Source organism: Marmoricola sp. URHA0025 HA25 (genome assembly GCF_054059435.1).
Map to the genome: position 1 here is coordinate 2,943,979 of NZ_JBSSCD010000001.1, position 12,039 is coordinate 2,956,017.

Consider the following 12,039-nt stretch of genomic DNA (forward strand, 5'->3'; position numbering starts at 1 on the left):
CCCCGCATGATGGCACGGCGCTCACGGCGGGGTCATCGAGGCCAGCGCCCGGTGATCAGCGGTAGTCGTGGAAGCCCTTTCCGGTCTTCCGCCCGAGGTGGCCCTCGGCGACGAGCCGCTCGAGCATCGGGGCCGGGGCGAACCCGGGCTCCTTGAACTCGGCGTACAGCTCCTTCTGGATGGCCAGCGAGACGTCGTTGCCGACCACGTCGAGGAGCTCGAAGGGTCCCATCGGGAAGCCCGCGTGCTCCTTGACCGCGCTGTCGATCGTCGCCAGGTCGTGGGCACCGGACTCGAGCAGCGTCACGGCGTCGTTGAGGTAGGGGAACAGCAGCGCGTTGACGATGAAGCCGGCGCGGTCGCCGCAGGACACCGCCACCTTGCCGACCCGTGCACACAGCGCGCGCACGGACTCGTCGACCTCGGGCGCGGTGAGCTCGGTGGTGACGACCTCGACGAGCTTCATCACCGGCGCCGGGTTGAAGAAGTGCATGCCGATGACGGACTCGGGCCGGGCGGTGGCACTCGCGCACTCGGTGATCGGCAGCGACGAGGTGGTGGTGGCGAGGATCGCGGTCGCCTTGCAGATCCGGTCCAGGTCGCCGAACAGCTGCGTCTTCACGGCGAGGTCCTCGGCGACGGCCTCGACGACCAGGTCGACGTCGGCCAGGTCCTCGCGCGAGGTGGATCCGGTCAGGCGACCGAGCACCTCGGCCTTGGTGGCCTCGTCCAGCTTGCCGCGCGAGATCGCCTTGTCCAGCGACTTCTCGATCGCGGCGCGTACGCCGGACACCTTGTCGTCGGTGCGGCCGACGTACAGGACGTCGTACCCGCTCTTGGCGAACACCTCGACGATGCCCGACGCCATCGTGCCGGTGCCGACCACGCCGACCTTGTCGATGACGTGCCGCAGTTGGGGCTCGGCCGCGTCTGCCCCGGAGGGCTCGTCGGCGAAGGTCCGGCCCTCGGCGACCACCTTCTCCAGCAGGTCGGCGGGCTTGTGGAGGTTGTCACCGGTCACGGCGAAGCGAGCGGCGAGCTCGTCGCGCACCGTCGCCGGCCCGAGCTCGTCGAGCATCGCAAGCGGTCCTGCGGGGTAGCCGCAGCCGAACCGCATCGCCGCGTCGATGTCGCCGCGGGAGGCGTAGGCGGTCTCGTACATGCGCACGGCGTGGTTCAGGTAGGGCAGCACCAGGGTGCGGGCGATCTGCTCGGGAGGGGTCATGCCGGGAGGATCGCATCTTGCTACCCATCAGTAGCCTGCGATTCCACGACTCGGGCTGTGGCGTCGGTCACGTCGCGCCGCTGTGCGGTGGCTGGCTGTCAGGAGCTGACAGCCAGCCACCGCACAAGCGCCGGGCCGGGTAGATTCTCCGCTCGTGAGACTCGTCGTTGCCCGCTGCCAGGTCGACTACGCGGGCAGGCTGTCCGCACATCTCCCGATGGCCACCCGGGTGCTGATGCTCAAGTCGGACGGGTCGGTCCTGATCCACTCCGACGGCGGCTCCTACAAGCCGCTCAACTGGATGAGCCCGCCGTGCTCGGTCCAGGAGATCTCCTCCGACGAGCGCGTCGAGTGGGTGGTGACCGGCAAGAACGACGACACCCTGCGGATCCTGATCGAGGAGATCCAGCACGACTCGACCCACGACCTCGGAGTCGATCCCGGCCTGCAGAAGGACGGGGTCGAGAAGCACCTCCAGGAGCTGCTGGCCGACCACCCCGCGAGCCTCTCCCCCGGCCTCACGCTCGTACGCCGGGAGTACCCGACCGCGATCGGCCCCGTCGACCTGATGTGCCGCGACGCCGACGGCAGGTCGGTGGCCGTCGAGATCAAGCGCCGCGGCGACATCGACGGAGTCGAGCAGCTCACCCGCTACCTGGAGCTGCTCAACCGCGACCCGCTGCTCACCCCGGTGCGCGGCATCTTCGCCGCCCAGGAGATCAAGCCGCAGGCCCGGGTCCTCGCCGTGGACCGAGGCATCGCCTGCGCGGTGGTCGACTACGACGCGCTCCGCGGCCTCGACGACCCCACCGAGCGGCTCTTCTGACCGACCGATCCGTCCGCCCCCGCCGGAATGGGGCCTCATCCCTCGGGTACGACCCGAGGTGAGACCCGCAACCGAGGCAAGGAGGCATGATGACGACCGCACGCGAGATCATGACCGGCGGCGCGGAGTGCGCGAAGGCCACCGACACGCTGGCCGACGCGGCGAAGAGGATGCGTGACCTCGAGGTCGGGGCGCTGCCGATCTGCGGCGAGGACGACCGTCTCAAGGGCATGATCACCGACCGCGACATCGTCGTGCGGTGCATCGCGGAGGGCGGCGACCCGAAGACGACCACGGTCGAGTCGCTCGCGCAGGGCAAGCCGGTGACGATCGGCGCGGACGACAGCGTCGAGGAGATCCTGCACACGATGCGGCAGCACAACGTACGCCGCCTGCCGGTCATCGACGGGCACACGCTCATCGGCATCGTCAGCCAGGCCGACGTGGCCAAGCACCTCCCGGAGGACAAGGTCGGCGAGCTGGTCGAGGCGATCTCGGCTGCCCCGCCCAACGACTGACCGCCAGCCGGACCCGAGTCGCACCGAGCCGGAGCCGCGCCCCTCGCGCAGGGACGCGGCTTCCTGGCGCCGAAGGCCCTCAGGCCAGCGGGATCGTCATCTGGAAGGTGGCCCCGGTCGACTCGCTGCGGACGAGCGCGAGGCTGCCGCCGTGGGCCTCGGCGATCGCGAGCGCGATGGTGAGCCCGAGCCCCGCACCGGGGATCTGCTGGGCGATCGCCGAGCCGGAGCGGTAGAGCCGCTCGAAGATCCGCGCGGCGTCCGCTTCGCGCACTCCGTCGCCCGAGTCGGTCACGTCCACCTCGCCGAAGCCCTCACGGCTGCGCAGCTGGACCCGCACCTCCCCGCCGGCAGGAGTGAACTTGATCGCGTTCGAGAGCAGGTTGTCGATCGCCTGCCCCACCCGGTCGCGGTCGACCTCCACCTGCACGGGAAAGCCGGGGATCTCGACCGTCAGCCTGATCCCCACCTCCGCCGCCCGCGGGCGGGCGGCCTCGACCGCGTCGCGGACGATCGTCTCGAGGTCGTTCAGGTGGGCGCGGATCGAGAGGCCGGTGTCCTCGATCGCAACGAGCGTGAGCAGGTCGTCGACGAGCCGGAGCTCGCGCTCGGCGCTGCGGGCGATCACCTGGAGGAAGCGCTTGCCCTGGGGACTCAGCTCCTCGAGGTCGGCCATCAGCTCGCTGTAGCCGAGCATCGAGGTCAGCGGCGTGCGCAGCTCGTGCGAGACCGTGGCGAAGAACTCGTCCTTGATCCGTTCGGCCTCCTCCTGGGTACGACGGCGCTCGCTGATGTCGCGCACGGCCGCCGAGACCAGGAGGCCGGTGTCCGTCTCCAGGGGTGCGAGCGAGATCTCCACCGGGAACTCCGACCCGTCCTTGCGGCGGGCGTGGAGGTCGCCGGCCAGGCCCATGGGACGCGTCTGCGGCTGGGAGACGTACCCGGAACGGAACGTGACGTGCATCCCCGAGAACCGGTCGGGGACGAGCAGCTCCACCGACTGGCCGACCAGCTCGTCACGGTGGTAGCCGAACCACTCCTCGACCCGGGCGTTGACCAGCACGATGCGGCCCTGGGAGTCCACGATGACCATGGCGTCGGGAGCGGCCTCCAGCAAGCCGCGGAAGAGCCGCTCCTCCTGCCGCTTGCGGGTGACGTCGCGGACCGCGGCGGAGACCAGCAGGCCGTCGTCCGTGTGCAGTGGAGCGAGCGAGATCTCGACCGGGAACTCCGAGCCGTCCTTGCGGCGGGCCTGCAGGTCGTGGCCCGAGCCCATCGGCCGCAGGTGCGGGTCCGCGACGTACGCCTCACGGTGCCGGCGGTGCGCCGACTGCACGCCCGCCGGGACCAGCACGTCGATGGACCTGCCGATCAGGTCCCCAGCGGCATACCCGAACATCCCGTCCGCCTGGGCGTTGGCCATCACGATGCCGCCCTCGGCATCGATCACCACCATCGCGTCGGGGGCAGCCTCCAGCAGCCCGCCCAGCACCGCTGGACGTGCGCGCTCCCCTGAGTCCGTGTCCATCAGACTCCCCTGTCCGTGCCAACCGCGGGCCCCTCAACCCGACGGCTGATGCTACCGAGCCGCAGGGCTCGCGACAGGCGAACCTCGGAGAGGATCGGCGTCGGCTCAGACGGGGAGGTCGCGGGCCTTCCGGATCGCGCGGACGATGCCGGCCATGGCCTCGGTGAGGCTGAAGTCCTTCGGTGTGAACACCGCAGCCACCCCGAGGTCGAGGAGCCGCCTGGCGTCGGAGTCGGGAATGATCCCGCCCACGATCACCGGGACGTCGTCGAGGCCTTCCTTCTTCATCAGGTCGAGCACATCGGGGACCAGCTCCATGTGCGAGCCGGACAGGATCGACAGGCCCACGCAGTGCACGTCCTCTGCGACAGCTGCGGAGACGATCTGCTCGGGGGTGAGGCGGATGCCCTGGTAGACGACCTCGAAGCCGGCGTCGCGCGCGCGTACGGCGACCTGCTCGGCGCCGTTCGAGTGCCCGTCGAGACCCGGCTTCCCGACCAGCAGGCGCAGCCGTCCACCGGCGTTGCCGGCGAGCTCCTCACTGGTGGCCCGCACGCTCTCGCGAACGCGGGTCAGCTCCGCACCGGCCTCGGCAACGCCCACGGCGCCTGCCACTCCGGTCGGCGCCCGGAACCCGCCGAACACGGCCCGCAGCGAGTCCGCCCATTCACCGGTCGTCGCCCCGGCCCGGGCCGCACGGAGCGTCGCCGTCATGAGGTTGGCGCCGGTCTTGGCGTCGGTCGCGAGCGCCTCGAGGGCGTCCCGGACCTCGCCCTCGTCGCGCTCGGCCTTCCACGCCTCGACCGAGGCGATCGCCCCGCGCTCGGCCTCCGGATCGGCGGTCTGGATCGCGGCGTCGAGGTCGGCGGTCAGCGGCGACACCTCGGTGGTCTCGTACCTGTTCACCCCGACGACGATGTCCTCGCCGCTCTCGATGCGGCCCCGGCGCGCGGCGTGGGAGCTGACCAGCGCCTGCTTCATGTAGCCGGACTCGACGGCGACGACGGCTCCGCCCATCGCCTGGATCCGGTCGATCTCGGCGCGGGCCTCGGCCACCATCTGCTGGACCTTCGCCTCGATCACCGTGGAGCCGTCGAAGATGTCGTCGTACTCCAGCAGGTCCGACTCGTAGGCGAGCACCTGCTGGAGCCGCAGGGACCACTGCTGGTCCCAGGGGCGGGGCAGGCCGAGCGCCTCGTTCCACGCAGGCAGCTGCACGGCGCGCGCGCGGGCGTTCTTCGACAGCGTCACGCCGAGCATCTCGAGCACGATCCGCTGGACGTTGTTCTCCGGCTGGGCCTCGGTCAGGCCGAGCGAGTTCACCTGTACGCCGTACCGGAAGCGGCGCATCTTCTCGTCCTTCACGCCGTAGCGCTCGGAGGTGATCTCCTCCCAGAGCGCCACGAACGCCCGCATCTTGCACATCTCCTCGACGAACCGCACGCCGGCGTTGACGAAGAAGGAGATCCGGCCGACCACCTTGTCGAAGTCCTCCGGAGCGACCTGGCCGGAGTCGCGCACGGCGTCGAGGACCGCGATCGCCGTGCACAGCGCGAAGGCGAGCTCCTGCGTGGGCGTCGCGCCGGCCTCCTGCAGGTGGTAGCTGCAGATGTTGATCGGGTTCCACTTCGGGATGTTGTTCACCGTGTAGGCGATGGTGTCCGAAGTGAGCCGCAGCGAGTGCTCCGGCGGGAAGACGTAGGTCCCCCGGGAGAGGTACTCCTTGATGATGTCGTTCTGGGTGGTGCCCGCGAGCTGCGCGTGCACCTCCTTGGGGTCGACGCCGGGGTTCTGCTCCTCGGCGACCACCTGGTAGAGCGCGAGCAGCCACATCGCGGTGGCGTTGATCGTCATCGAGGTGTTCATCTCCACCAGCGGGATGTCCTCGAACAGGTGCCGCATCTCGCCGAGATGCGGGATCGGCACGCCGACCTTGCCGACCTCGCCGCGGCTCAGCGGCGAGTCCGGGTCGTAGCCGGTCTGCGTGGGCAGGTCGAAGGCGACCGAGAGTCCCGTCTGGCCCTTGGCGAGGTTGCGCCGGTACAGCTTGTTCGACTCGGCGGCCGAGCTGTGGCCGGCGTACGTCCGCATCACCCAGGGACGGTCCTTGACCGGCTTCTGCGGGGCATCGTGGGCACTCATGGACCGAGCGTAGGACGTGCCGCTACCGACCGGTATCGGATGTGGAGTGTCTCACTCCGGGAAAGATCACACCGGCCGCCGCGCGCGGGTCGCCGCCGCGTCAGGCGGTCTCGGAGACCTCGTCGGCCGACGACTCCACCGTGACCAGTCCGCGCAGGTGGGCGAGGTGCAGCAGCCGGCGTACGCCGTCGGGGCAGTCCTGCACGGTCACCCGGTGGCCCGACTGGTTGGCCGACCGGCTGGCGACGGCCAGCATCTTCAGCACGGTCAGGTCGGCCGACTCGACCTCGGACAGGTCCAGGACGACGTGGCCGGAGTGCGCCTCGAGGTGGTCGTAGACCGCAGTGCGCAGCTCGGTGATGCAGCGCACGTCCAGCTGACCGCCGATCCGCAGCGTGGTGCCGTCCGTCGCGAGTTCGAGCTGGTCATGCATCCAAGCCTCCCGGAGAAGCGGGCGCCACGTCCTCCTCGGCCCCACGATGAGCACCTTGCCCTGATTCGGCCCGGTTCAACCCCCCGCGTCCGAGGACCGAGACGGGAATGCCCGATCCGGTCTCGCAAAGTGCTCAGAACGCCTCGCGCACCACGTCGGCGCCGAGCCCGGCCAGCACCTCCGCGAACGACGGGTAGCCGCGGTCGATGTGCTGGGACTCCGTCACCGTCGTGACCCCCTGACCGGCCAGGCCGGCCAGGACGAGTGCGGCGCCCGCGCGGATGTCATGGGCGACGACCGGTGCTCCGGAGAGCATCGGCACCCCGCGGACCACGGCGTGGTGACCGTCGGTGTGCAGGTCGGCGCCGAGCCGGGCGAGCTCCTGGGCGAACATGAACCGCGACTCGAACACGTTCTCGGTGATCATCGCGGTGCCCTCGCTCACCGAGGCCAGTGCCATCGCGAACGGCTGCAGGTCGGTCGGGAACCCGGGGAACGGCAGCGTCACCACGTCGAAGGACCGGAGCCGGCGGTCGGCACGCACCGCGAAGCCGCCGGGCGTGGTGGAGACCTCGGCGCCCGCGTCGCCGAGCTTGTCGAGGACCAGGTCCAGGTGACGGGGCTCGCCGCCCTCGACGGTGACCTCGCCACCCGCGATCGCGGCGGCGAAGGCCCAGGTGCCGGCGACGATCCGGTCCGTGACGGTCGCGTGCTCCGCCGGCGAGAGCCGGTCGACACCCTCGATGGTCAGCGTGGAGGATCCGATGCCGTCGATCCGCGCGCCCATCGCCGTGAGCATCCGGCACAGGTCGACGATCTCGGGCTCGCGAGCGGCGTTGTCGATCTCGCTGGTGCCCTTCGCCAGCACCGCGGCCATCAGGAGGTTCTCGGTCGCCCCGACCGACGGGAAGTCCAGCCACATGGTGGCTCCCACGAGGGTGTCGGGCACCTCCGCGACGACCTGCCCGTGCTCGACCCGCACCGCGGCGCCCAGCTCACGCAGCCCCGCCATGTGCATGTCCAGCCCGCGCGACCCGATGGCGTCGCCGCCGGGCAGGGCGACGCTGGCCCGGCGGCAGCGGGCGACGAGCGGGCCCAGCACGGCGATCGACGCCCTGAGCCGGCGTACCAGCTCGTAGGGGGCCTCCCAGCTCAGCTCCTCCGGCACATCGATCCGGACGACGCCGCTCGTGGAGGCCCTGGTCGGGTCGACGTCCGGGTGCGTGATCTCGACGCGGCACCCGAGCCGCTCCAGCAGCTGGCCCATCACCTCGACGTCGAGGATGTCCGGCACGTTGCTGATCACGCTGGTGCCGGGAGCGAGCAGGGCGGCGGCCATCAGCTTGAGCGCGGAGTTCTTCGCCCCGCCGACGTGCACGGTGCCCGTCAGCGGCTGCGCCCGCGGCCCCGCCGAGGTGATCCGGAAGCTCTCCACGACAGGCCACCCTAGCCAGCCCGCTGCCGCCCGTTTGCCCGCACTAGGGTGGGGCCATGGTCAACCTCACCCGGATCTACACCCGCACCGGCGACGCGGGCGAGACGCGTCTGGGCGACATGAGCTCGACCTCGAAGACCGATCCCCGCCTGGAGGCCTACGCGAACGTCGACGAGGCGAACGCCCAGATCGGTGTCGCGCTGGCGACCGGCGGCCTCGACGCCGACGTCCTCGCCCTGCTGACCCACGTCCAGAACGATCTCTTCGACGTCGGCGCCGACCTGTGCACGCCGGTCGTCGCCGATCCGGCGCACCCGCCGCTCCGGATCGAGCAGGAGTACGTCGACCGTCTCGAGGGCTGGTGCGACGAGTACAACGAGCACCTCCCGGCGCTCCGCTCCTTCATCCTCAACGGCGGCACGCCGGCCGCCGCGCAGCTCCACGTCGCCCGCACGGTCGTGCGGCGCGCCGAGCGCTCGGCCTGGACCGCCTGGGCGGAGTACGCCGACTCGATGAACCAGCTCGCGATCACCTACCTCAACCGGCTCTCCGACCTGCTGTTCATCCTGGCCCGGCACGCGAACCGCGAGAACGGCGACGTGCTGTGGGTGCCGGGGGGCGAGCGGTAGGAGTCGCCGCGGATCGGCCGGACGTCACCTGGTGCCAGCCAGCCACAGACCGGCAGACGAACGCTCAGCGCCCGCGGTCCCAGTCCGACCCCGGCGGACCGGACTCCAGCCACGACGAGAACCCGGTCAGCGCCGAGGAGCTCATCGCCAGCTCGGCGGGACCGGCCGGAGTGCTGCACTCGACGATCACGTGGCCGCCGTACAACGCGAAGGACTCGGGGCCCGAGGGCTCACGCTGACCGGTGATGTGCAGCTGCGAGCGCTGCCAGGTGCGGCGCGGGCGGGGAGAGGGCGAGAAGATCCGGAACCACTCCAGCTGCCCGTCGCGGTAGCGACCGAGGCCCAGAACCCAACCGCGCCCGGCCTGTGAGGACCGGACGCGGACGGAGAGCTCGAAGGTGCCCCCGTGGCGGGACAGCACCCTGCGGCGTACGACGAGCAGCAGGCCGTAGCCCAGGACGACGAGCAGCACGACACCGGCTGAGTCGAGCAGCCACTGCCATCCGCTCATCGGGCCCCTCTCGGGCGAACGTCAGTTCGCTGCTGCCATGGACCGTGCCTTCGCCTCCTCGAGCAACCGCTTCGCCTCTTCGTAGTTGCTCTCGAAGGAGATCTCAGCATGCTCGCACAACAACCGCACTTCGTTGTTCGCCACCGAGATGAAGCCGCCGTCGATCGCGGCCACCCAGTGACCGTCGTCCACCGTGCGCACGTCGACCTGACCCTCGTCGAGCACGGACATGATCGGCGTGTGGTTGGCCATGATGCCGATCTCGCCGGCCAGCGTCCGCGCGTTGACGACGGTCGCCTCGCCGGACCAGACCTCGCGGTCGGCCGCGACGAGGGAGACCTTCATCGTCGATGCCATCAGAGACCCTTCTGGATCTCGGCCCACTTCCGCTCGACGTCGTCCAGACCGCCGCACATGAAGAACGCCTGCTCGGCGACGTGGTCGTACTCACCGTCGGCGATCTTGTTGAACGCCTCGATGGTCTCCGAGACCGGGACCGTCGAGCCCTCGATGCCGGTGAACTGCTTGGCGACGTAGGTGTTCTGCGAGAGGAACCGCTGGATCCGGCGGGCGCGGGACACGATGATCTTGTCCTCCTCGGAGAGCTCGTCGACACCGAGGATCGCGATGATGTCCTGGAGCTCCTTGTTGCGCTGCAGAATCTGCTTGATCCTGATCGCGCAGTCGTAGTGCGCCTGCCCGATGTACTGGGCGTCGAGGATCCGCGAGGTCGACGTCAGCGGGTCCACCGCCGGGTAGATGCCGAGCGACGCGATCTCGCGCGACAGCTCGGTGGTGGCGTCGAGGTGGGCGAACGTGGTCGCGGGCGCCGGGTCGGTGTAGTCGTCCGCAGGCACGTAGATCGCCTGCATCGAGGTGATCGAGTGACCACGCGTCGAGGTGATCCGCTCCTGGAGCGTGCCCATCTCGTCGGCGAGGTTCGGCTGGTAGCCCACCGCGGACGGCATCCGGCCGAGCAGCGTCGAGACCTCCGAGCCGGCCTGGGTGAACCGGAAGATGTTGTCGATGAACAGCAGCACGTCCTGGCCCTGCACGTCGCGGAAGTACTCCGCCATCGTCAGCGCCGACAGGGCCACCCGGAGACGGGTGCCCGGCGGCTCGTCCATCTGGCCGAAGACGAGGGCGGTCTGGCCGATGACGCCGGCCTCCTCCATCTCGACGATGAGGTCGTTGCCCTCACGGGTGCGCTCGCCGACACCGGCGAACACCGACACACCGCCGTGGTCCTTGGCGACACGGGCGATCATCTCCTGGATCAGCACCGTCTTGCCCACGCCGGCGCCACCGAACAGGCCGATCTTGCCGCCCTGCACGTACGGCGTCAGCAGGTCGATGACCTTGATGCCGGTCTCGAACATCTGCGTCTTGGACTCGAGCTGGTCGAAGGCCGGCGCCTTGCGGTGGATGCCCCAGCGCTCCTTGACCTCGAGCTTCTCGCCCTCCTCGAGGTTGAGGCACTCGCCGAGGGTGTTGAAGACGTGGCCGAGGGTCGCGTCGCCGACGGGCACCGTGATCGGCGCGCCGGTGTCGGTGACCGTCGCTCCGCGGACCAGGCCGTCGGTCGGCTGTAGGGAGATCGCGCGGACCATGCCCTCACCGATGTGCTGGGCGACCTCGAGCGAGAGCTTCTTGGTCTCCCCGGCGAGCGTCAGCTCGGTCTCGAGCAGGTTGTACATCTCCGGCATCGAGTCGGTGGGGAACTCGATGTCGACCACCGGGCCGATGACGCGGGCGATCCGCCCGGTGTTGGCGCCCTCGGCCCCAGCCGTGGCGTTCTCGTTGATGGTGGCAGTCATGTCTCACTCACTCCCGGCTTTTGGCTTGGTCTGTCTGGAGGCTTTCAGGTAGCTCACTCACAGCCTCATTCATTGGCGGCTTGTGCGTCGGCGAGCGCGTTGACGCCTCCGACGATCTCGCTGATTTCCTGGGTAATACCGGCCTGGCGGGCCTGGTTGGCGATACGGGTGAACTTCTTGATCAGCTCGTCGGCGTTGTCCGTCGCCGACTTCATCGCCTTCTGGCGCGCGGCCAGCTCCGACGCGGAGGCCTGCAGCAACGCGTAGTAGATCCGGCTCTGCACGTAGCGCGGCAGCAGCGCGTCGAGCACCGCGTCCGGCTCGGGCTCGAACTCGTAGAGCGGCAGCACCTCGTCGGCGTCGGGCTTCTCCTCACCCTCGACGACCTCCAGCGGCAGCATCCGCACGCTGTGCGGCTCCTGCACCAGCATCGAGCGGAAGCGCGTATAGACGATGTGCACCTCGTCGACGCCCTCGTCGCTCTCGTCGACGAACGCGTCGATCAGGGCCGCGCCGATCTCACGGGCGTTGTCGTACGCCGGCTGGTCGGAGAAGCCGGTCCACGTGTCCTTCACCGGGCGGTTGCGGAAGCGGTAGTACGCCTCGCCCTTCCGGCCGGCGATGAACGTCGTGATCTGCTTGCCCTCGGCCCGCAGGCGCTCGGCCAGCCGCTCGCCCTCCTTGAGCACGCTCGAGGAGTAGGCGCCGGCCAGGCCGCGGTCGCTGGTGATGATCAGCACCGCCGCCTTGGTCGGGTTCTCCGGCTCGGTGGTCAGCGGGTGGTCGACGTCGGAGTACGTCGCCAGCGCCGAGACCGCGCGGGTCAGCTCGCGGGCGTACGGCGCGGCCTGCTGGGCCCGCTGCTGCGCCTTGATGATCCGGGACGCAGCGATGAGCTCCATGGCACGCGTGATCTTCTTCATCGACTCGGTCGACTTGATCCGTGCGCGGTACTCACGCAGCGATACGGCCATG

The 12,039-nt window shown here is 70.0% G+C and carries 12 protein-coding genes; 3 read left to right on the forward strand and 9 right to left on the reverse strand.

Features of this window, described 5'->3' with window-relative positions; translation table 11 throughout:
* Window positions 1-55: 55 nt before the first annotated feature.
* Complete coding sequence (locus tag ACVW00_RS14495; protein WP_457111603.1) at window positions 56-1,225, reverse strand: 3-hydroxybutyryl-CoA dehydrogenase; 1,170 nt, start codon at window positions 1,223-1,225, stop codon at window positions 56-58.
* Window positions 1,226-1,379: 154 nt separating this feature from the next.
* Here ACVW00_RS14495 and nucS point away from each other — a divergent pair, with 154 nt between their 5' ends.
* Together nucS and ACVW00_RS14505 are read left to right on the forward strand one after the other, a co-directional pair.
* Window positions 1,380-2,051, forward strand: a complete 672-nt coding sequence (nucS, locus tag ACVW00_RS14500) for an endonuclease NucS (protein ID WP_457111604.1) — start codon at window positions 1,380-1,382, stop codon at window positions 2,049-2,051.
* An 89-nt stretch (window positions 2,052-2,140) separates the two neighbouring features.
* Window positions 2,141-2,569, forward strand: coding sequence for a CBS domain-containing protein (locus ACVW00_RS14505; protein ID WP_457111605.1), 429 nt, complete (start codon window positions 2,141-2,143; stop codon window positions 2,567-2,569).
* Window positions 2,570-2,648: 79 nt separating this feature from the next.
* Here the strand turns inward: ACVW00_RS14505 and ACVW00_RS14510 are convergent, their stop codons facing one another.
* From ACVW00_RS14510 to murA, 4 genes are all read right to left on the reverse strand, one after another.
* Complete coding sequence (locus ACVW00_RS14510; protein ID WP_457111606.1) at window positions 2,649-4,097, reverse strand: PAS domain S-box protein; 1,449 nt, start codon at window positions 4,095-4,097, stop codon at window positions 2,649-2,651.
* Window positions 4,098-4,202: 105 nt separating this feature from the next.
* The gene (locus ACVW00_RS14515) at window positions 4,203-6,239 is read right to left on the reverse strand and encodes a protein meaA (protein WP_457111607.1); all 2,037 of its coding nucleotides are present in this window, start codon (window positions 6,237-6,239) and stop codon (window positions 4,203-4,205) included.
* Between the two features lie 100 nt (window positions 6,240-6,339).
* Entirely contained in the window at window positions 6,340-6,672 is a 333-nt protein-coding gene (locus ACVW00_RS14520) for an STAS domain-containing protein (protein ID WP_457111608.1), read from the reverse strand.
* 133 nt (window positions 6,673-6,805) lie between these two features.
* Window positions 6,806-8,107: a UDP-N-acetylglucosamine 1-carboxyvinyltransferase gene (gene murA / locus ACVW00_RS14525; protein ID WP_457111609.1), complete on the reverse strand. Its 1,302-nt coding sequence runs from the start codon at window positions 8,105-8,107 to the stop codon at window positions 6,806-6,808.
* A gap of 56 nt (window positions 8,108-8,163) precedes the next feature.
* Here murA and ACVW00_RS14530 point away from each other — a divergent pair, with 56 nt between their 5' ends.
* Window positions 8,164-8,736 (forward strand): cob(I)yrinic acid a,c-diamide adenosyltransferase, encoded by a 573-nt coding sequence (locus ACVW00_RS14530; protein WP_457111610.1) that lies wholly within the window; start codon window positions 8,164-8,166, stop codon window positions 8,734-8,736.
* 64 nt (window positions 8,737-8,800) lie between these two features.
* Here ACVW00_RS14530 and ACVW00_RS14535 read toward each other — a convergent pair whose 3' ends face one another.
* The 4 genes from ACVW00_RS14535 to ACVW00_RS14550 form a co-directional block, all read right to left on the reverse strand.
* A complete protein-coding gene (locus ACVW00_RS14535) occupies window positions 8,801-9,247 on the reverse strand; it encodes a DUF2550 domain-containing protein (RefSeq protein WP_457111611.1) in 447 nt (148 codons plus the stop codon).
* A 21-nt stretch (window positions 9,248-9,268) separates the two neighbouring features.
* Window positions 9,269-9,604: a F0F1 ATP synthase subunit epsilon gene (locus tag ACVW00_RS14540; RefSeq protein ID WP_457111612.1), complete on the reverse strand. Its 336-nt coding sequence runs from the start codon at window positions 9,602-9,604 to the stop codon at window positions 9,269-9,271.
* On the reverse strand, window positions 9,604-11,064 hold the full coding sequence (atpD, locus tag ACVW00_RS14545; RefSeq protein ID WP_457111613.1) for a F0F1 ATP synthase subunit beta: 1,461 nt from the start codon (window positions 11,062-11,064) through the stop codon (window positions 9,604-9,606). The genes ACVW00_RS14540 and atpD overlap by 1 nt, the downstream gene beginning before the upstream one ends.
* 65 nt (window positions 11,065-11,129) lie before the next feature.
* A complete protein-coding gene (locus tag ACVW00_RS14550; protein ID WP_457111614.1) occupies window positions 11,130-12,038 on the reverse strand; it encodes a F0F1 ATP synthase subunit gamma in 909 nt (302 codons plus the stop codon).
* Between the last annotated feature and the right edge of the window lies 1 nt (window position 12,039).